Raw genomic sequence first — 23457 nt, forward strand, 5'->3', positions numbered from 1 at the left:
CATGATTCCGGCGGGGGGGGGCCTGCCGCAGCGGCTCCGCTTTTGACGAAACGCTCTGATCTTGACCGCGGACGCACCGGAAAGAGGGAAGGCTTTTCGGGGTGATCACACCCAGCCGCACCGCAGGGCGCGATCATGCGGATCATGTCCGCTCGGTCGCCCAGTCATCGCGCTTTTGGGGCGGGCACTTTTCGCTGCATCTTGGAAACGGTCACATCTGCATTACAAGGTCGATCCCGGCATGCGCACCCGGAGGGAGACGGCGGGGCTGCTGTTGCGGCTGGACGCCCCCGCGCTGTTGCGGCTGGCGCGCACCGCGGGCGAGGTGGGTAGCAGCGTGCCGCTGACCGATGCAAAGGGGTCGGTTCTGGATGAACGGTTCCGCCCAGCCGATCACGGATTTTTTCACGAGGCCGGGCTGGTGTCTGACACCGACTGAAGCGAGGAGCGCTGGAGGACCAACGGCATCGGCACCTGCCTGATCGAGGGGCGCTCGGTCGTGGTGCATCGGGATCAGAATTTCCGCGCCATAAATACCGCGCTGGCCTCGCAATTTCAGGGGCGACTGGTGTCACCGTTCCGTGCCGCTATGACAACTTCATCAACGGCAGGTTTCGTGCGCCCAATGCCGGGCGCTAACGCACCAACACCACGCCGTTGACCGGCGCCGCGCTCAGGGACATCGCCCGTTCGGATACCTCCGACATCGCGGCGGCGCTGGATGCCGCCCATGCCGCCAAGGACCGCTGCGCCCACACCAGCGCGACCGAACGCGCCAATATCGTAAATCAGATCGCCGACCGGATGGAGGCGAACCTTGAGCTGCTGGGGGTGGCCAGAATCTGTAACAACAGCAAACCGATCCGCGAGATGCGGGCCGCCGACCTGCCGCTGGCGATTGACCACTTCGGCTATTTCACAAGCTGCGCGCGCAGAAGAGCGCGCTGAGCCAGATCAACCAAGACACCGTAGCCGATCACTTCCACAAGCTTTGGGCGTGGTGGCGCACATCCTCCCGTGGAACTTTCGGTTCTTGATGTCCTGCCGGAAGCTGACCCCCGCGCCGGCGGCAGACAATTGCGTGGCGCCGAAGCCCGCCGAACAGACCGCGGCCTCGATCCTCGTCTGGGCTGAACTGATCGGCAATCTGCCGTCGCCGGGGGTGCGGAACATCGTGAACGGCTTTGCGCTTGAAGCGGGCAAACCGCTGGCCTCCAGCGCGGACATCGCCATGATCGCATTCACCGGCGAGACGACCACGGGGCAGCTGATCATGCAATCTTCCAGCGAAAATCTGTTTCCGGTGACACTGGGACCGGGAGGCATGTTTTCGCTGGGTAACGGGCTTCTGACCCGCTCCAATCTGTGCGACCGGGGCGGGTCTTCGGGCTGATGCCGTGCTACGGTGCTGGCCCGAAAATGCCACGCGGTCTGTTGTTACACCTTCACGCGTGTCATTTTCGGGTCGAAAAACGGCTCCAGCGAGACGGTGCAGGGCACCAGCACCGAGGCGACCTCGAGTTCATAGCGACCGCTCAGAATGTAATCCTCGCTCACCCCCTCGGGGTTGCGGACATAGCCATAGCCCACGGGGCGGCCCAGCGTATGGCCAAACCCGCCCGACGACAGCCAGCCCACCCGCTGCCCGTCGCGGTAGATCGTCTCACGCCCCAAAAGCACCACCTCCGGGTCATCGACGGCAAAGCCCGCAAGGCGCTTTTTCACGCCGCCCGCCAATTGCGCCGCCACCGCCTCGCGCCCCTTGAAGGGGATGCCCGATTTCATCTTGCAAGCCCAGGCCAGCCCTGCCTCGACTGGCGTGTGGTCCGGCCCGATGTCGGCACCCCAGGCGCGGTAGCCCTTTTCCAGCCGCAGCGTCTCGATGGCGCGGTAGCCCGCATTGATCAGCCCCAGCGGTGCGCCCGCGGCCATCAGCGCCTCATAGACGGTCACGGCGAATTCGGTGGGCATGTGCAATTCCCACCCCAGTTCGCCCACATAGGTCACGCGCAGCGCCAGCACCGGGCAGCCGGCAATGGCGATGCGCCGCGCGGTGCCGAAGGGGAAGGCGGCGTTTGACACGTCATCCTCGGTGACCGACTGCAAGATGTCGCGCGCGCGCGGCCCCATCAGCGACAGCACCGCAAAGCCCGAGGTGACATCGACCAGTTGCGCATTGCAGCCCTCGGGCAGGGTGCGGGCGATCCAGTCGAAATCATGCGTGGCAAAGCCGGTTCCAGTGACGATGTAGAATTCGTCACGCGCCACCCGCGCCACGGTCAGGTCGCATTCGATGCCGCCGTGATCGTTCAGCATCTGGGTATAGGTCAGGCTGCCCACGGCACGGTCAACATTGTTCGCCGCCACCCAGTTCATCGCGCGGGCGGCATCAGGGCCTTTCAGCGTGAACTTGGCAAACGAAGTCTGGTCGATCAGCACCGCCGCGGTGCGGCAGGCGTGGTGTTCGCGGCCCACCGCATCGAACCAGCCGGGGCGGTCGTAGGAATAGACATCCCGTGCCACCTCTCCCGCGGCCAGATCGGCAAACCAGTTGGGCCTTTCCCAACCCAGCTTTTCGCCAAAGCAGGCCCCGGCGGCCTTGAGGTGCGCATACAGCGGCGAGCGGCGGGCAGGGCGGCCCGAGGCGTGTTCCTCGGACGGCCAGGCGATGGTGTAGTGCTTGCCGTAGGCCTCCAGCGTGCGGGTGCGCACCCAGTCGGTCGACTGATGCACCCGGCCAAAGCGACGGATATCGACGGGCCACAGATCGAACGGCGCCGCACCCTTGGCCACCCATTCAGCCAGCGCCATGCCCGCGCCCCCGCCCGCGGCGATGCCAAAGGCGTTGAAGCCTGCACCAACGAACAGGTTTTTCAACTCGGGCGCCTCGCCCAGAATGAAATTGCCGTCTGGGGTAAAACTTTCCGGCCCATTGATCAGTTGCTTGATGCCCGCCGTTTCCAGCGCGGGCACACGGCCAATGGCAAGATCCATGAACTGTTCGAAATGGTCGAAATTCGAGGTCAGCAATTCGTAATGGAACCCCTCAGGGATGCCCTTTTGCGCCCAGGGCACGGGGTTCGGTTCATACCCGCCCATCACCAGCCCACCGACCTCTTCCTTCCAGTAGGTCAGCCGGTCCGGGTCGCGCAGGGTCGGCAGGCCGGGGGTGATGCCGGGGATGCGTTCGGTGATCATGTATTGATGTTCCACCGATACCAGCGGCACATTCACCCCCACGGTCGCGGCCAGTGTCCGCGTCCACTGCCCGGCACACAGGATAACCTTTTCGCATTCGATCGTGCCTGCGGGCGTTTCCACCCCGCGGATGCGGCCGTCATCCACGATGATGCGGGTGACGGGGGTATCCTCGAAAATCTTGACCCCGGCCATACGCGCCCCGCGCGCAAGAGACTGGGTGATATCCGACGGGTTCGCCTGCCCGTCGGTGGGCAGGAAGGCCGCACCCTTAAGATCGTCGATGGTCATCAGCGGCCACAGATCCTGCGCCTCCTTCGGCGTCAGCAGCTGCATTTCCAGCCCGAAGGAATGGGCGGTGGTGGCCTGCCGCTTGACCTCGGTCCAGCGTTCGTCATTGCAGGCCAGCCGCAGCCCGCCGTTCATCTTCCAGCCGGTTTGCAGGCCGGTTTCCGCCTCCAGCCGATTGTAAAGATCGACCGAATAGCCCAGCAACTGCGTGATATTGGCCGATGTGCGCAACTGCCCAACCAGCCCCGCCGCATGGAAGGTGGTGCCCGAGGTCAGCTTCTTGCGTTCCAGCAGCACCGTGTCTGTCCAGCCGAGCTTTCCCAGATGGTAAGCGGTCGAGCATCCGACGATGCCACCGCCAATAATGACGGCCTTCGCCGTGGTGGGTAGGTCTGCCATGATGTCCTCAGGTTTCCTCGAATGCGTCCAGCGCGGCGCGATAGGCCGCAAGGTTGGTTTCGGTATAGGCGGCGAAGTCGAAGTCGAGTTCGGAGTAGAGTTCCGACACCATCGACCACAGCGTTTCGCGCAAGGCCGAGGCGCATTTCATCGCCCGATAGCGCCGCCACAGGCCCGCGTCGGGGGCACGGTCGAAATAGGCCTCCAGCATCGCGGTTTCCTGTGCGGGGCTCAGGCCGTTGTTCGCGGCCAAGCCGCCCAGATCGAACAGGGGCGAATTGAAACCGGCATAGTCCCAGTCGATCAGCCACAGCCTGTTGCCGTCATCCAGAAGGTTGGCGGGCAACAGATCGTTATGACCAAAGATCAGGTCGATCGGCCCCACCGCAGCCTCCAGCCGCTCGGCCACCCGCAACACTTCGGGCAGGCGCGGGCTATGGCGGCTGTCGCCGTCCTTCAGCGTGGCGGCATAGTCGCGGATGACGTGAAACACCCAGAACATCAGCGCCGGTCCGCGCAGATGGCGCGGTATCTCGCGATGCGCGCGCGCGACCAGCGGCAGGATACGATCCAGCATCCCCGGCGCGCGCACATCCTCGGCCGAGAGGGTGCGGGCCTCGATATAGTCGATCACCAGCGCACCGGGTTCGTGATACAGCACCGCAGGCGAGATGCCCGCGGCATGGGCGGCGCGGGCCGCAGCCAGTTCGTTGAAGCGCATCACCTGATGCACCGGAATATCGTCGCCGATCCGCACCACGGCGCGGCGGCGGGCATCGGTCACCACGAAATTCACATTGGTAATGCCGCCGCCCAGGGGTTCGGCGGTGACAGGTCCCTGCCAGATCGGCAAGGACAGCGCGCGGGTCAGGGCGGGGGTGCGGCTCATGCGTGTCCCTCTCCGGTCAGGCCAAGGCGGGCACGGGCCCCGGCGGCACCCGCGGCAATCAGCCGGTCGGCGATTATGGCGATGGCAGCGATCGACAGGCCCGCCACCAGCCCCGCCCCGGTATCGGCGCGGGTCAGGGCGATATAGACCTCCTGCCCCAGATCGCGGGTGCCGACGAGCGCGGTGATGACCAACATCGAAAGCGCCAGCATGATCGTCTGGTTCAGGCCCAAAAGCATGTCGGGCAGCGCACTGGGCAGCCGGATACGGGTCAGTATCTGGAACCGCGTGCAGCCGCAGACCTGCCCGGCCTCGATCAGTTCGGGCGGAACTGATCGCAGCCCATGCGCAGTATAGCGCACCGCAGGCGCCAGCGCATACAGCACCACCGCGATCATCGCCGAAAAGTCGCCCACCCGGAACAGCATCACCACCGGGATCAGGTAGACGAAACTGGGCAGCGTTTGCAGCGTGTCGATCATCAGCACGATAGCGCGCCCCGCACGGTCGCTTGCCGCCGCCAGGATGCCCAGCGGCACCCCGATCAACCCGGCAATCACCACCGACACGCCGCACAGGTAAAGCGTGGTCATCGCCTGTTCCCACAACCCGGTCATTGCCAGAAACAGGCTGAGGCCAAGGCACAGCGCCGCCAGCCTGCGCCCGCCCAACTGCCAACCCGCCAGCGTGACCAGCGCCACCACCCAGGGCCAGGGCAGCGCCAGCAACAACCGCTTTACCGGCAGCAGCACATGAACCAAAAGCGCGGTCTTCACCGCCTCAAGCTGGTCGAAATACTGGGTGTTGAGGGTGCGCACCAGATCGGACCAGAACCCCTTGGTCGAAATCACCGCCTCCTTCGGCCAGTCCTGCGCGGCTGGCACGACCAGCCCCAGCGCGGTGATCGCCAGCGCCACCCCCAGCACCGACAGAACAAGCCGGTGGCGGCGGGCAAAGCTGCCGCCGGTCGCTGCTGGGCCGCGGGTGCGGTCGGCCACCGCATGGGCCAGCCGATCCAGCGCGATGGCCAGTGCGGTGATCGCCAGCCCCGCCTCGACACCCGCGCCGATATCCAGCCGCCGCAGCGCGTTGAGCACATCAAACCCCAACCCCCGGCCCCGATCATCGAGGCGATGATGACCATGTTCAGGCTCAGCATGATGACCTGATTGACCCCCACCATCAGGTCGGGCAGCGCCGCGGGCAGCAGCACCTTGGCCAGCCGCTGCCGCCCGGTGCAGCCCGCCATCCGGGCAAATTCGTCCAGTTCGGTGGGCACCGAACGCAGCGCCAGCGTGGTCACGCGCACCATCGGCGGCATCGCATAAAGCACCGTGGCCACCAGCGCCGCCACCGGACCAAAGCCGAACAGAAACAGGATCGGCACCAGATAGGCGAAAATCGGCACCGTCTGCATCAGGTCCAGCACAGGGGCGATAACGCGATCCAGCCGCGGCACCCAGAAGGCGATGATCCCCAGGGCCAACCCCGCCACCGCCCCGATCGGCACCGCGATCAGGATCGAGGCGAGCGTGACCATCGCGCTGTCCCACCGCCCGAAAGCGGCAAGATAGAGAAAGCAGGCCGCAACCAGCGCGGCAAGCCGCCAGCCCTGCGCCCACCAGCCCAGCGCGGCGGCGGCCATCGTCACAGCCAGCCAGCCAAAGGGTGGCACCAGCGTCACCGCGCGCGACCCGCGCCCTTCGCTCACGCCTTCGACCAGCGCGATCCGCGCCGCCTGATAGGGCAGGTCGATCAGCGCCGCAAACGCGCGCGTTGCGTCCTGGAAGGTGAACAGCCCAAAGGTCGCCTCATTCACCAGCCAGCCCATCGCCGCGCTGATCGCACCGGCCATATCTGGGCGCATCGCATTGGGCACCGGCAGCGGGCCAACGAGCCAGGCCAGCAGCAGCGAGGCCGCAAACAGCGCAGGCCACAGGGCAAGCGCCCCCCTCACTGCGCGCGCCCCAGCAGAACGTCGATCACCGCGCGGGCGCCGACATGGCCCAGCACGGCACCGTCATCGTCCAGCACAGCATGGGGCAGCGCAGCGCCCTCGATCTGCGCGGCCACCGCCTCAACCCGTGCCGAGGCCGGCAGGCTGCCCGCAACCGCCGCCGCAGACCCCGGCGTCAGGATGCGCCCCAGCGTCACCACCTTGGCGCGCGGCACATGGGCGGTGAACTCGGCCACATAATCGTCGGCCGGGTTCAGCACCAGTTCCTCGGGTGTGGCAATCTGGATCAGCGCGCCATCCTTCATGATCGCGATGCGGTCGGCCAGCCGGATCGCCTCGTCGAAATCATGGGTGATGAAAACGATGCTTTTCTTCAGTTTTCGTTGAATCCGCAAAAACTCGTCCTGCATCTCGCGCCGGATCAGCGGGTCCAGTGCCGAAAAGGGTTCGTCCAGAAACCAAAGCTCGGGTTCAACCGCGAGACTGCGGGCGATGCCCACGCGCTGTTGCTGGCCGCCCGACAACTGGCGCGGATAATGCCCCTCGCGCCCGGTCAGACCGACAAGGCCGATCACCTCGGCGGCTCGCGCCTCGCGCGCCGCGCGCGCAACGCCCTGCACCTCCAGCGGAAAGGCCACGTTCTGCAACACGGTCAGATGCGGCAACAGGGCAAAATGCTGAAACACCATCCCCATCTTGTGCCGCCTGATCTCGATCAGCTCGCGCGGGGTGGCCTTGAGCAGATCGCGCCCGTTGAACAGGATTTCCCCGGCCGACGGTTCGATCAGCCGGGCAAGGCAGCGGATCAGCGTCGATTTGCCAGACCCAGACAGGCCCATGATCACGAAAATCTCGCCCTCGCGCACATCAAGGGTGGCCGCGCGCACCGCGCCCACATGATGGCTCGCGCGGATCGTGGCCATGTCGGGCACCGCCCCCCCGGCCAGCAGCCGTTCGGGATGCGGCCCGTAGATTTTCCAGATATTCCGGCAGGCAAGCTTGACGGGGACGTTGTGCATTGGGGGCGGTGCCTTTGGCGCTGGGGTGGCCCGGCCCCGCAGGGCCGGGCCAGACTGTTATTGACCAATCCAGGCTTTCCAGACCGGTTCGTTCTCGGCCATCCAGTCGTCAATGACGGTTTCCATCGGCACCCCGTCCAGATCGACCTTGGCGATCATCGCGCCCATCGCGTCGTTGGTGATGCTAAAGCCCTCGATGGCCTTGGCGGCACCGGGCCATTTCTCGGCCACGCCCTTCCACGCCACCTTCCAGATCGGACCCGTAGGCTTGCCGCAATCATGCGTTGCCGCCGGGTTCACGCCCACTGCCGGGTCGACATAGCATTCCGGGCTGTAAGCGGGGAATTTCACCCAGTTGCCTTGGTATTTCAGCGGCGCCCAATGCGGGGCATAGACCCACATCAGGATCGGCGCCTGCCGCTGATAGGCGGATTCAAGTTCCGCAAACATCGCCGCATCGGTGCCCGCATGGATAACCTCGAAATCAAGGCTCAGAGCCGCCACGCGCTCCTCGTCGAACCCGCCCCAGGTAACGGGGGCGCCCAGATAGCGGCCCTTTGGCGCGGTTTCGGGGGTGGAAAAGGCGGCGGCGCAGGCTTTCAGCGCCTCCCAGTCCGGCAGGCCGGGGCATTGCGCCTCCATGTAGGCGGGATACCACCATTCCTCGATCGCGATCATGCCGGTAGACCCGAGGTTGACCACATTGCCAGTGGCGGTGGCCGCATCCATCGCCTCGCGGCCCGTGGTTTCCCAAATTTCCATCGCCACATGCAGATCGCCGGTTGTCAGACCGGCAAACTGCGCCAGATAATCGGCTTGGACGGTTTCAACCGTATAGCCCGCCTCCTCAAGAATGCGGGCCATCAGATTGGTGGTGATCAGCTGACCGGTCCAGTCGTGAAGGGTCAGCTTGATCGGGTCGGTCGATTCAACCTCGGCACGGGCCGGGGCCAGTGTCGTGGTTGTCAGAAGTGCGGCCAATACGATGGCCGGGCCGAAGCGTCGGGAGGTCAGCATGGGGCATCCTCTTCTGTTGGACTTTGCGGGTGGGGCGTTTCGCCCTCTTGCTGAAAAGCGTGGGAGCGAATCAGCGGCCTGTCAAAGGCATTGTTGTTTTTTGTGTTATCAGGTGGGGTTTTTGTTGCTTTAGGTTGGAACCTGCCGGAAAATCCACCAGAAGTCGGAGGATGCCATGTTAGCCAGCAAGCGCGAACGGGAACTTCTGGATGCCCTGCGTCAGACCGGCTCGGGCCGCGTTCAGGATCTGTCGCGCAGCCTCGGCGTGACCGAGGAAACGATACGACGCAACATCCGGCGGTTGGAGGATCAGGGGCTTGTCACCAAGGTGCATGGCGGCGTCTATCTGAGGGGCTGGGTCGCCGAGGCGAGCTTTTCCCAAAGGCTGGATGAAAACCCGCAGGCCAAACGCGCCATTGCCCGCAAGCTGGCGGCGATGATCCCCGACGGCGCGTCGCTGTTTCTGGATGTGGGGTCCACGACCGCCTATGTCGCGCAGGCGCTGCGCGACCATCGCAACCTGTTCGTGGTCACCAATTCGCTGGCGGTGGCGCAGGCATTTTCGGGCAGTTCGCAGAACCGCATTTTTATGGCGGGGGGCGAATTACGCAGCCACGACGGCGGCGCCTTCGGCCCCGAGGCGCTAGCCTTCGTGCGGCAGTTCCGGGTCGATTGGGCGGTTCTGTCAGCCGCCGCCGTTGACCCCGAGGCGGGCTTTTTGCTGCATGACATGCGCGAGGCCGAATTCTCGCGCGAGATCATCCGTTGCGCGGCACGTGCGGTGATCGCGGCCGATGCCACCAAATTCGGCCGCCACGCGCCAATCCGCATTGCCGAACCTGAGGCGTTTTCGACCATCGTCACCGATGCCGCACCACCGCCCGATATTGCCGCAATGCTGATTGCCGCCGGTGTAGAGATCATCCTGACAGACGGAGGCATGGCATGACAGGTTTGAACGCGGCAAGTCGTGGGGTTCTGATCGGCGCGGCGCGGCAGATCATGCAGGCCGCGCGCGATGTGCCGATGGACCATTTCCGCAAAGCCCTTGCCGTCGAAGCCAAGGCCGACGAAAGCCCTGTCACCGCCGCCGACCGCGCGACCGAGGCGCGCCTGCGCGCCGAAATTTCCGCGCGGTTTCCCGACCATGGCATCTACGGCGAAGAATACGGCGCACACGGGATGGAGGCCGAATTTCTGTGGATCATCGACCCGATCGACGGCACCAAAAGCTTCATCTCGGGGCATCCGATGTGGGGGATGCTCCTGGGGCTGCTGTATCGGGGCGCGCCGGTTCTGGGCGTGGTGCAAATGCCCGCCTTGGGCGAAATCGCCTGGGGCGGGCCGAGGATCGGCGCGTTTCTGAACGGCGCCCCCATCGCCGCGCGGCAGGGCGTGGCGCTGGATCGGGCCTTTGTCTGCATCAACGAGATGCAGCGCATTTTCGTCAGCGACCGGGCCGCGCTGGAACGGCTGCTGCGCGTGGCCCGCTATGCCCGCCCGACGGCGGATTGCTATTCCTACGTTCAGCTTGCGGCGGGCTGGGTCGATGCCGTGGTCGATCACGGGCTGGAGCCTTATGATTATCTTCCCGTCCTGCCCCTGGTCGAGGCTGCGGGCTGCGTGATGACCGACTGGCAGGGGCGCCCCTTGGATTTTCAGTCTGACGGGCGGGTGGTCGCGGCACCGCCCGCGCTGCATGCGGAACTTCTGGCGCAACTTGCGCCGGGCTGACACGCGGCTTCTTTCCTGTCCGGCGGGCTGGGGCTAGAGTGGCCCCCAACAGACAAGGAGGGCGCCGATGCGCTGTGTTTTCGTTCAATTCCGCTGTCAGCCGGGCAAGACCTATGCCGTGGCCGATGAAATCTATGACCGTGAGGTGGTGAGCGAGCTTTACTCCACCTCGGGCGAATACGACCTGATCGCAAAGGTCTATATCCCCGAAGACGCCGATGTGGGCCACTGGCTGAACGAAAAACTGTTCGACATTCCGGGCATCAGCCGGACTCTGACCACGATGACTTTCAGGGCCTTCTGATGTCGGTCGGGTGATCGTCGGCGGCAACATGCCCCTTTTCGGGCGCGGCCAAGGCTCAGGACCGGATCATGCGGAACGCAGCCGAGGCCGCCCAACCCGCCGCCACCGCCAGCGCCAGCGACAACAGCCCGTATAACACCGGGTTTTCACGCAACAGCGCAAAGACCCAGCGTTCCAGCCCCACCTTGCGCACCTGAATCGCGGCCTGATGCATGTCGATCACCTTGCCCGCGCGGGTCAGGAAGATGCGGGCCTTGTAATCGCCCTCGACCAGATTGGCGGGCAGGGTGAAATCGGCGCGAAACAGCGTTCCCTCGACCAGCCGCACCCCGCGTTCGTTCACGGTATAAAGCCCTTGCGCCTTGCGGATGCGCAGCAGCGCCTCGGTGAAGGGGCGGGTATCGTCTACCCGCAGAGGCCCGGCAAAGGACCGCATCGCCAGCGGCAACGAAATGCGCTGGCGTTCGTCCTCCTCGGTAGACAGGATATTCGCCAGACCGCCCGTGGTTGCCACAGCGTAAAAACTGGGCGCTGAGGCGACGGCGACGGAATCGGTGTTGATCCAGATGCCCGCCTCGCGGCTTTTGCGGCGGATCGTGACCGGCGCCGAGGGGCCTTCGATCGTCACGATCACATGCAGCGGCGGGCCAAAGGGAATCGGCGCATCGCGCTTGACCGCGCCATAAATCAGGATCTCGGACCCGTCAAAGCGTGCGGTGATACCGATATTGTCCTGGCTGAGGCCCGCCACCAGTTCCTCGGCCCGCACAGCGGGAGCCAGCAGCAACAGCAGTCCCAGCAGCGCCGCCCGGATCATGGCCGCACCCCGGAATAAAGGGAATAGAGTTCGACCGGGCGCAACAGCAGGTCTGCGGTCAGCTTGGCGCAGACCGCCAGCACCAGCAGCGCCAGCAGAATGCGCAACTGCTCGGCGTTCAGCCGGTTGCCCAGCCGCGAGCCGATCTGCGCCCCGACAACACCGCCCAAAATCAGCAGCAACGCCAGCACGACGTCCACCGACTGGTTGGTGATGGCGTGCAGCATGGTGGTGAAGGCGCTCACAAAGATGATCTGAAACAGCGAGGTGCCGATCACAACCTTGGTCGGCATCCCCAGCAGGTAGATCATCGCGGGCACCATGATAAAGCCGCCCCCCACCCCCATCACCGCCGCCAGCAAGCCGACCACAAGGCCCACCATGATCGGCGGAATAACCGAGATATACAGCCCCGAAACCCGGAATTTCACCTTGAACGGCAGCCGCTGGATCCAGCTGTGCTGACGGCGCTGGGGCGGGCGGCCCCGGCTGGACCGGCGCAGCGCGCGCACGCCCTCTTGCAGCATCAACAGGCCCACAAGGCCCAGGAACACGACATAGGCCAGCTGCACCACAAGGTCGATCTGGCCCCGCGCCGACAGCGCGTTGAACAGCCAGATGCCCAGCCCCGAGCCGATCATCCCGCCCGCCAGCAGCACCAGCCCCATCGGGATATCGACCGCCTTGCGTTTCAGATGTGCCAGCACACCCGACACCGACGATGCCACCACCTGATTGGACCCTGTCGCAACCGCCACCACCGGCGGAATGCCGATGAAGAACAAAAGCGGCGTGATCAGAAACCCACCACCCACCCCGAACAGCCCCGACAGCAACCCCACCACGCCACCCAACCCCAGCAGGAGATAGGCGTTGATCGAGACCTCGGCGATGGGGAGATAAATCTGCATCGGTTTGCGTTTCTGCGGCGGTTGCGGGGGCGCCAGCGGCGCGGCGACGGGGCGGTGAAACGGTGCAGCAATCGGGCAGGTCAGATGCTGCGCAAATATCGTCGCAGCACACGTTCCAGCTTTTCGGCGCCCAGGGGCGCCATGGCTTTGGTGTGTTCGTGGCTGATCGCCTCGGACGACAGCCCAGCCCCCATGTTGGTGATGACCGAAACCGCCGCCACCTTCAGCCCCAGAAACCGGGCCAGGATCACCTCGGGCACGGTAGACATGCCCACCGCATCGGCACCCAGAATCCGCGCAGCGCGAATTTCAGCCGGGGTTTCAAACGATGGGCCGGAAAACCAGCCATAGACCCCCTCTGGCAGGTCAACGCCCTCGGCCTTGGCGGCATCGGCCAGTGCGGCGCGCAGGGCCGGATCATGCGCCTCGGTCATTGGCACAAAGCGCGCCTCGGACGGCTCGCCGATCAGCGGGTTCAGCCCGGTAAAGGCGATATGGTCCGACAGCATCATCAGCCCGCCGGGGGGAATGTCATCGCGCAGACTGCCCGCGGCGTTGGTCACGATCACCCGGTCGCAGCCCAGCCGCCGCAGCACCTCCAGCGGCAGGCGCATCGCATCGGCGCGGCCATGTTCGTAATAATGCGACCGCCCACCGAACACCGCCACGCGCGCGCCCTCCAGCGTGCCTACCATCAGCCGCGGGTTGTGGCCCGAAACACCGGCATGGGGAAAGCCGGGCAGGTCGTGATAATCAATCGCCACCCCCTCGACCGCATAGGCCAGATGACCCAGCCCCGAGCCAAGGATCAACCCCACCAGCGGCGGGGCGTTGCCTGCCTGTTCGCGAATCAGCGCGACAAGGGCCTCAGCGTTCCTTGACATAGGGCTCTCCTCCGGCGCGGGGGGGGATCGCCTTGCCGACAAAACCGGCAAGGATGATCACGGTCAGAACATAGGGCAGCGCCTGCATCGCCTGCACGGGGATGACGACGCCGCCAAGGTCGATGTTCTGATAGCGGTTTGCAACCGCCTCCAACAGACCAAACAGCATCGTGGCCCCCAAGGCCGGAACCGGGCGCCATTTGGCAAAGATCAGCGCGGCCAGCGCGATGAACCCGCGCCCCGCCGTCATTTCCTTGACAAAGCCCGCCGACAGGCCGGTGGCCAGATAGGCACCCGCGATGCCGGTCAGCAACCCGGCGATGGCCACTGCTGCATAGCGCAGCCGCGTGACCGATATGCCCGCCGTATCGACCGCCGCAGGATTTTCGCCCACCGCCCGCAACCGCAGCCCGAAGCGGGTGCGAAACAGCAGCCACCAACTGATCGGCACCGCCGCAAAAGCCACATAGACCAGCGCCGTATGGCCCGAGATCAGTTCATAATAGACCGGGCCGATCACCGGCACATCGCGCAAACTGTCGGCAAAGGGCAGGACGATCGGCTGAAACCGCCCCTCGCCCGACAGCGCCGGGGTGCGGCCGCCCAGGGCGAACCACTTTTGCCCGATCAGCACCGTCAGCCCCGAGGCCAGAAAGTTGATCGCCACGCCCGAGATAAGCTGATTGCCGCGGAAGGTGATCGAGGCCAGCCCATGCACCACCGCCAGCGACATCGCCCCCGCGATCCCGGCGATCAGCCCCAGCCAGACCGACCCGGTCACGAAAGCCACCGCGCCGGAAAAGAAGGCAGCCATCAGCATCTTGCCCTCAAGCCCGATGTCAAAGATGCCCGCACGTTCCGAATACAGCCCCGCCAGACAGGCCAGCAGCAGCGGTGTGCCCAGCCGCACGGTCGAATCCAGGATCTGCAAGGCCGTCATCAGATCCATCACGCTGCCCCCCGGCCGCGGAACAGCCGCTCCACCGGCATTCTCACCATATTGTCCAGCGCTCCGGTGAACAGGATCACCAGCGCCTGAATCACGGTAATCAGCTCGCGCGGGATCGTCGTCCAGAGCGCAAGCTCGGCGCCGCCCTGATAGAGAAACCCGAACAACAGCGCCGCCAGCAGAACACCGACCGGATGGCTGCGACCCATCAGCGCCACCGCGATGCCGATGAAGCCCGCCCCCTCGACCGAGTTCAGCACCAGCCGCTCGGCCTCGCCCATCACGTTGTTGATCGCCATCAACCCCGCCAGCGCGCCCGAGATCAGCATGGCATACATGGTGATCCGCACCGGGTTGATGCCAGCATAGCGGGCCGCGCCCTCGGATTTGCCAAAGGCGCGAATCTGATAGCCCAGCCGCGTGTGCCAGATGATCGCCCAGACCAGAACGCAGCAGGCCAGCGCGATGAAAAAGGTGATATTGGCGGGCGTATTCCGGCCCCAGGCGATGCCAAGGGCCGCTGCCATGTCGTGCAGCGTGGGCAGGCTGGCGCCCGGTGGAAACCGCGCCGTGGCCGGGTCCATGCTGCCGACCGGGCGCAGCACGTTGACCAGCACATAGTTAAGCACCGATGCGCCGATGAAATTGAACATGATCGTGGTGATCACGATATGGCTGCCCCGCCTGGCCTGAAGCCACGCCGGAACCGCCGCCCACAGCGCGCCAAAGGCCGCGGCCCCCAGCACCGCGGCAGGCAGCGCCAGCCCCCAATGTGGCCAAGGCAGCGCCAGACAGACCAGCGCAACGCCAAGGCCCCCCAGTGTGGCCTGACCCTCGCCGCCGATGTTGAACAGGCTGGCGTGAAACGCCACCGCCACCGCCAACCCGGTAAAGATGAAGTTGGTAGCGTAATACAGCGTAAAGCCCCAGCCATAGCTTGACCCCAGCGCGCCGTTGACCATCAGCTTCAGCGCCTCCCACGGGTTTTCCCCGATGGCCAGGATCACAAGGCCGGAAATGACAAAGGCCAGCGCAAGGCTGATCACAGGAACCAGCACGACATCGGCCCATTTCGGAATCCGCTCGCTCATGCCGCCACCCCCGCCATCAACAGGCCCAGTTCGCGCTCATTGGTCTGGTCAGGCAGCCGCTCGCCCATGATGCGGCCATCGAACATCACCACGATCCGGTCCGACAGGCTGAGGATTTCCTCCAGTTCGACACTGACCATCAGCACCGCCTTGCCAGCATCGCGCAGCGCCACCAGCCGCTTGTGGATAAATTCGATCGCGCCGATATCCACCCCGCGCGTCGGCTGCCCCACCAGCAACAGATCGGGGTTGCGCTCGATCTCGCGCGCCAGAACGATTTTCTGCTGATTGCCGCCCGAGAAGCTTTTGGCCGCCAGCGTCGCGGTCGGCGGGCGCACATCGAACCGCTCCATCTTGGCCTGCGCATCGGCCTGCATCGCGGCATTATCCATGAACAGCGCGTTCTTCTGGTATTCAGGCGCGTTGTGATAGCCGAAGGCGCAGTTTTCCCAAGCGGTGAAATCCATGATCAGGCCCAGCGCCTGCCGGTCTTCGGGCACATGGGCGATACCGCGGGCGCGCCGGGTCTGGCCGTCTGACCGGCGGCCGGTCAGGTCGATGTCGTCGCCGTTCACCCGCACCCGGCCCGTGGCGCGCTGAAACCCGCCCAGCACTTTCAGCAGTTCAGACTGGCCGTTGCCCGCCACCCCGGCCACCCCCAGAATCTCGCCCGCCCGCACCGTCAGCCCGATGCCGCGCAGCCGTTCGATGCCCGCGGCATCGACCACCCGCAGGTTTTCCACCTCCAGCACGTTGCGGCCGGGGTTGGCCGGACCTTTAGGCACATGCAACAGCACCTTGCGACCCACCATCCGCTCGGCCAGTTCTTCGGGGCTGGTGCTGGCAGTTTTCAGCGTTGCCACCATTTCGCCCCGGCGCATGACCGAAACGGCGTCGGTGATCTCCATGATCTCGCGCAGCTTGTGGGTGATCAGGATGATCGTCTTGCCCTGATCGCGCAGGCTGGCCAGGATGCGGAACAGGTGATCCGCCTCGTCCGGGGTCAGCACCCCGGTGGGTTCATCCAGAATCAGAATGTCGGCCTGCCGATACAGCGCCTTGAGAATTTCGACCCTCTGCTGATGGCCAACCGACAGATCTTCGATGGCGGCGTCGGGGTCTACGTCCAGTTCGTATTCGCGGGCCAGATCGCCCAGCACGCGCCGCGCCTTGTTCAGCGAGGGGCGCAAAAGCGCACCCTCCTCCACACCCAGAATGACATTTTCCAGAACGGTGAAATTCTGCACCAGTTTGAAATGCTGAAACACCATCCCGATGCCAGCCCGGATCGCGGCCTGACTGTCGGGGATCTGCACAGGCCGCCCGCCGATCAGGATTTCGCCCGCGTCGGCGCGGTAAAACCCGTAAAGAATCGACATCAGCGTGGATTTTCCCGCGCCGTTTTCCCCCACAATGCCGTGGATCGTGCCGCGCTCGACACGGATCGAAATATCCTTGTTCGCCTGCACCGGCCCGAAAGCCTTGGAGATGGCGCGAAGTTCAATGGCCGGGGCGGCAGTTGCCTGCCGCTCCGTCTGTTGGCGCGCACCCATGGCCGGTCAGTTCACCGGGCAGGTGTTGTCGGTCATGTAGTCATGCACCGTGACCTCGCCCGCCACGATCCTGGCGGCGGCGGCATCGACAGCGGCCTTCATCTCTGGCGTGACAAGGGCTGCGTTGTGTTCATCCAGCGCGTATCCGACACCATCCTTGGCCAGATCCATGGCGATCATGCCGGTTTCCAGTGCGGCACCGGCGGTGAACGCCTCGTAGACCGAAATGTCCACCCGCTTGATCATCGAGGTCAGCACCTTGCCGGGGTGCAGGTGGTTCTGGTTGCTGTCCACCCCGATCGACAGGATGCCCTCATCCGTCGCCGCTTGCAGCACGCCAAGCCCGGTAGAACCGGCGGCGGCATAGATCACATCAGCGCCTTGAGCGATCTGGGCCTTGGCCAGTTCGCCGCCCTTCACCGGGTCGGCCCAGGCAGCGGGGGTGGTGCCGGTCATGTTCTGGATCACCTTCACCTCGGGGTTGGCCGCCTTGGCGCCCTGCACATACCCGCAGGCGAATTTGCGGATCAACGGAATGTCCATCCCGCCGACAAAACCCACTGTCCCGGTTTTTGAGGCCATCGCGGCCATCATGCCGACCAGATACGACCCCTGTTCCTCGTGGAACACGACCGACCGCACGTTGGGCTGATCGACCACCGCGTCGATGATGGCGAATTTGGTGTCGGGGTAGTCGGGCGCGATCGTGTTCAGCACATCGCCAAAGGCAAAGCCCGTCATCACGATCGGATTGGCGCCGGTTTCGGCCAGACGGCGCAGCGCCTGTTCGCGCTGCGCCTCGGACTGCATCTCCAGTTCCTTGTAGCTGCCGCCGGTTTCGGCCTTCCAGCGTTGCGCGCCATTGAAGGCCGCCTCGTTGAACGACTTGTCGAACTTGCCGCCGAGATCGAAGATCAGCGCCGGATCGGCAAGCGCGCCGCCCGCGGTCAGCGCCAGCGTGGCGGCTGCGCCAAGGAGGTGTGTCATGACAGGCATAGGTTTCTCCCGGTCTGTTGCGGCATTCTTCGGGCGAATGCCTTTGGGCGGGCCAAGCGCCCGCATTGCAAAGGATTAGGGCCGGGAACGCCGGGCCGGTCAAGCGCGATCTACGCCTGTCACAGCGTCGTGGCAGGCAGGTCAAGCGTCAGGATCAGCGCATCCTCGGCACCACCCTCGGGGCGGCGGTAATAGCCACGGCGCAGCCCGGCCTCGGCCCACCCCGCAGTCGCATAAAGCGCGCGCGCCGGGGCATTGGCAGCCGACACCTCCAGAAACGCGGTTTCGGCGCTGCGCGCCATCGCCTCGGCTTGAAAGCGCGCCAGCAGGCGGCGGGCAGTGCCCTGCCGCCGCGCCACGGGGGCTACGGCAAGCGTCAACAACTCGGCCTCGCCTGCCACCACACGCCCCAGAAGAAAGCCCTGCGATTCGGTCAAAAGGAATGTATCGGCGCGGCCGGTCAGGGCCACAAATTCAGCCGCCGACCAGGGCCGGGGGGTGAGAAAGCAGACGGCGTGCAGCGCGGCCAGATCGGCGGGCGTCACGGCACGATCACCGGCGCGGGGTCGGCGGGCGGGGCGGCGTCGGCGGCGCGCAGATAAAGCGGCGCGGGCCGCGGGCCGGGGGTACTGCGCCGGGCGGCGGCGATACGGGCAATGGCTTCGGCCAGGGGCATTGCCGGGGCCAGAGCCGCGCCGCCATGGCGTGCGGCCAGCGCCTCGGCAGCAGAGCCGACAAACGCCCGCGCCGCGGGAGCCGCGTCCAGTGCCGCCAGCGCAGGCGCGGTGTCGGGGCCAAAACCTTGACAGTAAACCTCGCCGCGCCGGGCGTCTTCGGCGGCCACCACCGGGCGCGGCAGGCCATGCGCCAGCGCCTCCAGCCGCGACACGCCCAGCGCGGGAACCCCAAGGCTCAGCGCCAGCCCGCGCGCGGCCGCCACCGAAATCCGCACGCCGGTAAAATTGCCCGGCCCGATCCCCACCCCGATTGCGGCCAGATCGCGCCAGCCTGCGCCATGGCGGGCCAGCATCTCCTCCAGCATCGGAAACAGCCGTTCGGCCTGCCCCTTGGCCATATCCTCGGCGCGCGTCTCCAGCACCCTGTCGCCCGACAGCAAAGCGGCCGCGCAATGCGCGGCCGATGTGTCAAAGGCCAGAATCAACGGCTCAGGGCGCAACGGCGCGCACCTCGGTCACCTCGGGAATGTAGTGGCGCAGCAGGTTCTCGATCCCCATCTTGAGCGTCAGCGTCGAAGACGGGCAGCCCGCGCAGGCACCCTGCATGTGCAGATAAACCACGCCCCGGTCAAAGCCGTGGAAGGTGATGTCGCCGCCATCCTGCGCCACGGCCGGGCGCACGCGGGTATCCAGCAACTCCTTGATCTGCGACACGATCGCGGCATCGGGGCCGGAATGGTCAGCGTGCCCGCCTGCGGCCTGACCGTCCCCCTCCATCACCGGCGCTCCGGATTGGAAATGCTCCATGATCGCGCCCAGCACGGCGGGTTTGACATGATCCCAGGAGTCCAGATCCGTCTTGGTGACGGTCACGAAATCGGACCCGAAAAACACCCCCGACACACCCGGCACCGCAAAGATGCGCCGCGCGAGGGGCGAAACCCCCGCCGCCTCGGCCGTAGGGAAATCGGCGGTGCCGGTTTCCAGCACGGTCAGCCCCGGCAGAAACTTCAGCGTGGCAGGGTTGGGGGTCGACTCGGTCTGGATGAACATGGGGTGCCTCCTTGGCTTGAGGCACATATGCGCCTGACGACCGTTTTCGTCAAGTTTGGGCCGAGGCAGTCCGGGTCCGCGGATTCAGGCCAGAACCCGGCTGGCGCGCTGATCAACCAGAAAATCGGTAAAGATCGCCCCGACCCACATGCTGAGAAGCGCAAGCCAGGCGGTGCCCGCAAAGACCGAAGCGCCGGTCACGCCCGAGCCGATGGCACACCCCCCAGCCAGCATCGCGCCAAAGCCCATCAGCGCCGCGCCGATCATCGAGCGGCGCATCGGGGCCGCCCCCTCAAAGCCCTGAAACTGCAATTCACGCGTGACCAACGCAGCCAGAAACGCGCCAAGGAACACACCGGGCACCAGCCCCACATCGAATTCCAGCACCGAGTTGCGGTCGAGGAAATACATCAACGTATTGGCCGATGGCCCCGAGAAGGTGGCCGATGTCACCGACACCGGATCAAAGCTGGCCTGCGCGAGGTTCCAGGTCAGCACCCAGCCCAGCGCCACCGAAAACCCCACCCCCGAGGCGAACAGCAAAACCCGCGCCCCGATGCGGGCACGCCGTGCCAGAACCAGCGCCAAAATCGCCACCGCAACGCCAAACACCAGCCCCGCCCCATTGGGAAGATGAAGCGTTTCCAGAAGGTTGACGTTGACCCCACCGGCTGTGACCCACAGGCCTGCCAGATCGTCGCGCAGCGGGGCCAGCACGCCCTTCAGGCTCATTTGCGCGACCACGGCAAAGATCAGCCCCGACATGACCGACCGAAGGTTGCCCGTCGCCGCCAGCACCAGAAGCCGCCCCGAACAGCCCCGCGCCAACACCATGCCCACGCCGAACACCAGCCCCCCGATCACCGCGCCCGACCACGACCCCGGCACCGACATCAGCCGCGCATCGGCCGAGCGGAACAGCCCCAAGAGTTCGGCCCCCTGCACCCAGACGACCGCCGTGGAAAAGGTCAGCAGCCAGACCGCGACCTTCGGCCCCAGTTCGCCGCGCGCGAATTCCACCGTCGCGGCGCGCAGGCAGAAATTCGACCGCTGCGCGGCAATACCGAAAACCATGCCGGTGATCAGCCCGAACAGCGCCGCCGCGGGGCCTTCGCCGATCCGGTCGATGATCGAGACAATATCCATGGTGTCTCCAGCCCCGCGCCAAAGTGTCGCTGTCACAGAATCATCATGCAGCTTGACCTTTAGCACAAGCCCCGTTGTGACGCCGCTGAAACCGCCGTATCCGGGGGCATGACCGTCCGCCCCGCTCCGCCCCCCGCCCGTCGCACCGTTACCCTTGCCGAGGCCAAGGGCCTGCCGCGCTGGCGTCAGCCCGAGGCGCTGCTATATCTGATGGCGGCGGCGATGCCTATTTCCTTTGCCACATGGTCGGCGCTGCTGAACAACTTTGTGATCGAGGCGGCCCAATTCACCGGCAAGGAAATCGGCTGGCTGCATTCGGTGCGCGAGATTCCGGGCTTTCTGGCCATCGGGGTGATCGTGATCCTCTGGGCGATGCGCGAACAGGTGCTGGCGCTGGTCAGCCTTGCACTCTTGGGCGCGGCCACTGCGATCACCGCGGCCTTTCCCACGTTCGGCGGGCTGTTGATGGTCACACTCCTGTCCTCGATCGGGTTTCACTATTTCGAGACGGTGAACCAGTCGCTGCAATTGCAATGGGTGCCCAAGGCCCGTGCGCCAGAGGTGCTGGGCCGCATCGTTGCCGTGGGTTCCGGTGCGTCGCTGGTGGCCTATGGGCTGCTGGTCGTCGGCTGGAAGACCTTTGATCTTGGCTATGCGCTGGTCTATGCGCTGGCGGGGGGTGTGACGCTGGCCATCGTGGTCTTTGCCGCGCTGGCCTATCCGCAGTTTCAGTCACCCGAGCAGCAAAGCAAGAAGTTCGTTCTGCGCCGCCGCTACTGGCTGTATTACGCGCTGCAATTCATGGCGGGTGCGCGGCGACAGATCTTTGTGGTCTTTGCCGCCTTCATGATGGTCGAACGCTTTGGCTTTGAGGTGCACGAGGTCACGGCCCTGTTCCTGATCAATTTCGCCGCCAACATGGTGGCCGCGCCGTTTCTGGGCAAGGCTGTGGGCCGATGGGGCGAACGGCGGGCGATGCTGGTGGAATATGCCGGGCTGGCCTGCGTGTTTCTGGCCTATGGCGGGCTTTACTGGTTTGGCTGGGGCGTGGTTCTGGCCGCCGCGCTTTATGTGATCGACCATCTGTTTTTCGCGCTGTCGTTCGCGCTGCGCACCTATTTCCAGAAAATAGCCGAGCCCGCCGACATCGCCCCCACCGCCGCCGTGGCCTTTACCATCAACCACATCGCCGCGGTGTTCCTGCCTGCTTCGTTGGGCTATCTCTGGCTGGTCGCGCCGGGCGGGGTGTTTTTGCTGGCGGCTGGCATGGCGGGGGTTTCATTCTCGCTGGCGCTACTGATCCCGCGCCACCCCGAACCGGGCTATGAAACGATCTTTGCCCGCAAGCGCGTTATCGCCAGCTGACTGGACAGGCCCGCCCCGGCCCCTATCTTGGGTCCACAGATCAGGAGCAACGCGATGTTTTCCCTTTTCGCCAAACCCGCCCGCATGCCCACCGCAGCCGAGGCACTGCCCGGCCGCGCCACGCCGATGCCGATCCTTGAGCCGCATTTTCTGTCGGGCCTGCCGCTTCGCAGCCCGGTGCCCGAGGGCATGGAACAGGCGATGTTTGGCATGGGCTGTTTCTGGGGGGTGGAGCGGGTGTTCTGGCAACAGCCCGGCGTCTGGCTGACGATGGTGGGCTATGCCGCGGGCCTGACACCCAACCCCACCTACAAAGAGGTCTGCACCGGCATGACCGGCCACAATGAGGTGGTGCGGATGATATTTGACCCGAAGGTCATCAGCTATGACGACCTGCTGAAAACCTTCTGGGAAAACCACGATCCCACCCAAGGCATGCGGCAGGGCAACGACCGGGGCACACAGTATCGGTCTGGCATCTACGCCTACAGCCCCGAACAGGTGGCTGCGGCCGAGGCCAGCCGCGCCGCCTATGCCGACCGGCTGCGCGCGGCCGGTTTCGGCACGATCACAACTGAAATCCAGCCCGCGCCCGAGTTCTACTTTGCCGAGGACTACCACCAGCAGTATCTGGCCAAGAACCCGGCGGGTTACTGCGGCATCGGTGGCACCGGGGTCGCCTGCCCCGTGGGCACCGGGGCCTGAGCGTGCAGATCGACTATGCCGATATGGCCGGTCGGCTGGCCGCACTGACCCATGGCGAAACCGACGAGGTGGCGCTGATGGCCACCCTCGCCTGCGAATTGCATCACGCCGATGACCGTTTCGACTGGACCGGCTTTTACCGCGTCACAGCGCCCGAGATGCTGAAGATCGGCCCCTATCAGGGCGGGCACGGCTGCCTGAGCATCGCGTTTTCGCGCGGTGTCTGCGGCACCGCCGCGCGCGAGCGTCGCACCCAGCTTGTGGCCGATGTTGATGCCTTCCCCGGCCATATCGCCTGTTCGTCCGCCACCCGGTCGGAAATCGTCGTGCCGGTATTTGGCGCGGGCGGGCGGCTGATCGGGGTTCTGGATATCGACAGCAACCAGCCCGACGCCTTCACATCCATTGATGCGGCGGGGCTGGAGGCGCTGATGGCGCAGGTCTTCGGCACGCTGTGATCGCTGTTTCCCCGGCGCAAAATCCCGGCTACATCCGCCCCATC

Annotated in this window: 24 protein-coding genes and 1 pseudogene; 8 read left to right on the forward strand and 17 right to left on the reverse strand. The window is 65.3% G+C overall.

Going from position 1 to position 23457, the window contains the following annotated elements; translation table 11 throughout:
- The first annotated feature begins 241 nt into the window (after positions 1-241).
- Together C5F46_RS08220 and C5F46_RS08225 are read left to right on the forward strand one after the other, a co-directional pair.
- Entirely contained in the window at positions 242-439 is a 198-nt protein-coding gene (locus C5F46_RS08220; protein WP_107324875.1) for a hypothetical protein, read from the forward strand.
- 218 nt (positions 440-657) lie between these two features.
- A pseudogene (locus C5F46_RS08225) lies at positions 658-1393 on the forward strand (aldehyde dehydrogenase family protein).
- Positions 1394-1437: 44 nt separating this feature from the next.
- On the opposite strand, the gene C5F46_RS08230 reads toward C5F46_RS08225, so the two are convergent.
- The 6 genes from C5F46_RS08230 to C5F46_RS08250 form a co-directional block, all read right to left on the reverse strand.
- Positions 1438-3888, reverse strand: a complete 2451-nt coding sequence (locus tag C5F46_RS08230) for a GcvT family protein (protein WP_168796844.1) — start codon at positions 3886-3888, stop codon at positions 1438-1440.
- Between the two features lie 7 nt (positions 3889-3895).
- Positions 3896-4777, reverse strand: a complete 882-nt coding sequence (locus C5F46_RS08235) for a choline kinase family protein (RefSeq protein WP_107324876.1) — start codon at positions 4775-4777, stop codon at positions 3896-3898.
- A complete protein-coding gene (locus tag C5F46_RS17085) occupies positions 4774-5394 on the reverse strand; it encodes an ABC transporter permease (protein ID WP_328588559.1) in 621 nt (206 codons plus the stop codon). The genes C5F46_RS08235 and C5F46_RS17085 overlap by 4 nt, the downstream gene beginning before the upstream one ends.
- A 230-nt stretch (positions 5395-5624) precedes the next feature.
- A complete protein-coding gene (locus C5F46_RS17090) occupies positions 5625-6734 on the reverse strand; it encodes an ABC transporter permease (RefSeq protein ID WP_235820122.1) in 1110 nt (369 codons plus the stop codon).
- On the reverse strand, positions 6731-7753 hold the full coding sequence (locus tag C5F46_RS08245; protein WP_107324877.1) for a quaternary amine ABC transporter ATP-binding protein: 1023 nt from the start codon (positions 7751-7753) through the stop codon (positions 6731-6733). Before C5F46_RS08245 ends, C5F46_RS17090 begins: the two co-directional genes overlap by 4 nt.
- A 57-nt stretch (positions 7754-7810) precedes the next feature.
- Complete coding sequence (locus C5F46_RS08250) at positions 7811-8770, reverse strand: ABC transporter substrate-binding protein (RefSeq protein ID WP_107324878.1); 960 nt, start codon at positions 8768-8770, stop codon at positions 7811-7813.
- 175 nt (positions 8771-8945) lie between these two features.
- On the opposite strand from C5F46_RS08250, the gene C5F46_RS08255 reads away from it, so the two are divergent.
- The 3 genes from C5F46_RS08255 to C5F46_RS08265 all read left to right on the forward strand — a co-directional run bounded on the left by C5F46_RS08255 (position 8946) and on the right by C5F46_RS08265 (position 10808).
- Positions 8946-9719 carry a DeoR/GlpR family DNA-binding transcription regulator gene (locus tag C5F46_RS08255; RefSeq protein ID WP_107324879.1) on the forward strand — a complete coding sequence of 258 codons (774 nt, stop codon included), beginning with the start codon at positions 8946-8948 and terminating at the stop codon, positions 9717-9719.
- Positions 9716-10504, forward strand: a complete 789-nt coding sequence (locus tag C5F46_RS08260; RefSeq protein WP_107324880.1) for an inositol monophosphatase family protein — start codon at positions 9716-9718, stop codon at positions 10502-10504. Before C5F46_RS08255 ends, C5F46_RS08260 begins: the two co-directional genes overlap by 4 nt.
- A 67-nt stretch (positions 10505-10571) precedes the next feature.
- Entirely contained in the window at positions 10572-10808 is a 237-nt protein-coding gene (locus tag C5F46_RS08265) for an Lrp/AsnC ligand binding domain-containing protein (protein ID WP_107324881.1), read from the forward strand.
- A gap of 55 nt (positions 10809-10863) precedes the next feature.
- Here the strand turns inward: C5F46_RS08265 and C5F46_RS08270 are convergent, their stop codons facing one another.
- The 11 genes from C5F46_RS08270 to C5F46_RS08320 form a co-directional block, all read right to left on the reverse strand.
- Positions 10864-11625: a TIGR02186 family protein gene (locus C5F46_RS08270; protein ID WP_107324882.1), complete on the reverse strand. Its 762-nt coding sequence runs from the start codon at positions 11623-11625 to the stop codon at positions 10864-10866.
- A complete protein-coding gene (locus C5F46_RS08275) occupies positions 11622-12536 on the reverse strand; it encodes a sulfite exporter TauE/SafE family protein (RefSeq protein WP_107324883.1) in 915 nt (304 codons plus the stop codon). Before C5F46_RS08275 ends, C5F46_RS08270 begins: the two co-directional genes overlap by 4 nt.
- A gap of 80 nt (positions 12537-12616) precedes the next feature.
- Positions 12617-13420, reverse strand: coding sequence for a purine-nucleoside phosphorylase (locus C5F46_RS08280; RefSeq protein ID WP_107324884.1), 804 nt, complete (start codon positions 13418-13420; stop codon positions 12617-12619).
- On the reverse strand, positions 13404-14369 hold the full coding sequence (locus tag C5F46_RS08285) for an ABC transporter permease (RefSeq protein ID WP_107324885.1): 966 nt from the start codon (positions 14367-14369) through the stop codon (positions 13404-13406). The genes C5F46_RS08280 and C5F46_RS08285 overlap by 17 nt, the downstream gene beginning before the upstream one ends.
- Positions 14369-15460: an ABC transporter permease gene (locus C5F46_RS08290; RefSeq protein ID WP_107324886.1), complete on the reverse strand. Its 1092-nt coding sequence runs from the start codon at positions 15458-15460 to the stop codon at positions 14369-14371. The genes C5F46_RS08285 and C5F46_RS08290 overlap by 1 nt, the downstream gene beginning before the upstream one ends.
- A complete protein-coding gene (locus tag C5F46_RS08295) occupies positions 15457-17013 on the reverse strand; it encodes an ABC transporter ATP-binding protein (RefSeq protein WP_107324887.1) in 1557 nt (518 codons plus the stop codon). Before C5F46_RS08295 ends, C5F46_RS08290 begins: the two co-directional genes overlap by 4 nt.
- Before the next feature lie 6 nt (positions 17014-17019).
- Complete coding sequence (locus C5F46_RS08300) at positions 17020-18009, reverse strand: BMP family lipoprotein (RefSeq protein ID WP_107324888.1); 990 nt, start codon at positions 18007-18009, stop codon at positions 17020-17022.
- A 119-nt stretch (positions 18010-18128) separates the two neighbouring features.
- Positions 18129-18554, reverse strand: a complete 426-nt coding sequence (locus C5F46_RS08305; RefSeq protein ID WP_107324889.1) for a GNAT family N-acetyltransferase — start codon at positions 18552-18554, stop codon at positions 18129-18131.
- Positions 18551-19186 (reverse strand): tRNA (adenosine(37)-N6)-threonylcarbamoyltransferase complex dimerization subunit type 1 TsaB, encoded by a 636-nt coding sequence (gene tsaB, locus C5F46_RS08310; RefSeq protein WP_107324890.1) that lies wholly within the window; start codon positions 19184-19186, stop codon positions 18551-18553. Before tsaB ends, C5F46_RS08305 begins: the two co-directional genes overlap by 4 nt.
- Positions 19176-19739, reverse strand: a complete 564-nt coding sequence (locus C5F46_RS08315; protein WP_107324891.1) for a NifU family protein — start codon at positions 19737-19739, stop codon at positions 19176-19178. Before C5F46_RS08315 ends, tsaB begins: the two co-directional genes overlap by 11 nt.
- 84 nt (positions 19740-19823) lie before the next feature.
- The gene (locus C5F46_RS08320; RefSeq protein ID WP_107324892.1) at positions 19824-20885 is read right to left on the reverse strand and encodes a YeeE/YedE family protein; all 1062 of its coding nucleotides are present in this window, start codon (positions 20883-20885) and stop codon (positions 19824-19826) included.
- Between the two features lie 108 nt (positions 20886-20993).
- Between C5F46_RS08320 and C5F46_RS08325 the strand changes: the two genes are divergently transcribed.
- The 3 genes from C5F46_RS08325 to C5F46_RS08335 are packed head-to-tail and all read left to right on the forward strand — an operon-like array spanning position 20994 to position 23413.
- Positions 20994-22250 (forward strand): MFS transporter, encoded by a 1257-nt coding sequence (locus C5F46_RS08325; RefSeq protein WP_107324893.1) that lies wholly within the window; start codon positions 20994-20996, stop codon positions 22248-22250.
- Positions 22251-22304: 54 nt separating this feature from the next.
- Positions 22305-22955 (forward strand): peptide-methionine (S)-S-oxide reductase MsrA, encoded by a 651-nt coding sequence (msrA, locus tag C5F46_RS08330; protein ID WP_107324894.1) that lies wholly within the window; start codon positions 22305-22307, stop codon positions 22953-22955.
- Positions 22956-22978: 23 nt separating this feature from the next.
- Positions 22979-23413, forward strand: a complete 435-nt coding sequence (locus C5F46_RS08335) for a GAF domain-containing protein (protein ID WP_107324921.1) — start codon at positions 22979-22981, stop codon at positions 23411-23413.
- The last annotated feature ends 44 nt before the right edge of the window (positions 23414-23457 follow it).

Origin of the sequence: Phaeovulum veldkampii DSM 11550, from assembly GCF_003034995.1 — a bacterium.
GTDB classification, from domain to species: domain Bacteria; phylum Pseudomonadota; class Alphaproteobacteria; order Rhodobacterales; family Rhodobacteraceae; genus Phaeovulum; species Phaeovulum veldkampii.